At 37.5% G+C, this 795-nt stretch carries 2 protein-coding genes; both read right to left on the bottom strand.

The annotated features are described in order from the left end of the window. Positions 1-106: 106 nt before the first annotated feature. Positions 107-475: a 50S ribosomal protein L14 gene (rplN, locus tag QQK25_RS24925; protein WP_284190093.1), complete on the bottom strand. Its 369-nt coding sequence runs from the start codon at positions 473-475 to the stop codon at positions 107-109. Positions 476-605: 130 nt separating this feature from the next. Then, positions 606-795: 50S ribosomal protein L16 (gene rplP, locus QQK25_RS24920; RefSeq protein WP_284190092.1), on the bottom strand; the 190-nt coding region annotated here is incomplete at its 5' end.

The following is a 795-nucleotide window of genomic DNA, read 5'->3' as shown; positions in this document are numbered from 1 at the left end:
TATTTTTTTATGTTTTTTTCTTAGTCAAGGTATATGCATGAGAGAAAGTCTACAAGCTCATTTAATATACTTGAGATATCCTACTATAAACGGGTTTTTTCAGTATTTAGAATACTTCAGGAGCTAATGATACTATTTTCGTAAATTTCAATTGTCTCAATTCGTAAGCGATCACACCAAAGACCCGACTTCCTTTTGGATTTCCTGCTTGATCAATCACAACTGCGGCATTGTCATCGTATTGGATTATCATACCATTGTCACGTTTAAGTTCTTTACGTGTACGTACAATTACAGCCCTGATTATTTCTGATCTTTGTAGAGGCATATGCGGCACTGCTTCTTTGACTACAGCTACAATAACATCACCGATATGAGCATATCGGCGATTACTCGCTCCTAGGATTCGAATACACATTAATTTTTTGGCCCCGCTGTTGTCCGCAACATTTAAATAGGTTTGAGGTTGAATCATATCCTTTTTGTTTTTTGATCTTTGTTTTCAATGGAAAAAGGGTAGAAGGAAAACAAATATTTTTTGTCCAGAAAGTAAAAACCTGCGCCTGTTTTTTTCATCATAAGGATTCCATTCCTTTCGTCCGGTCTCACATTCCTCTAATAAATTGTGTTCGTATAGGCATTTTGGATGCTGCTATTGAAAAGGCTTCTCGAGCTACAATTTCCGAGACTCCACCCATTTCATAAAGTATTCGACCCGGTTTAACAACAGATACCCAAAATTCCGGTGATCCTTTCCCCGAACCCATACGTGTTTCCGTAGGTCTTACTGTAACA

Origin of the sequence: Zoogloea oryzae, from assembly GCF_030161255.1 — a bacterium.
GTDB classification, from domain to species: Bacteria; Pseudomonadota; Gammaproteobacteria; order Burkholderiales; family Rhodocyclaceae; genus Zoogloea; species Zoogloea oryzae.
This window is presented reverse-complemented; position numbering and strand designations above follow the sequence as displayed.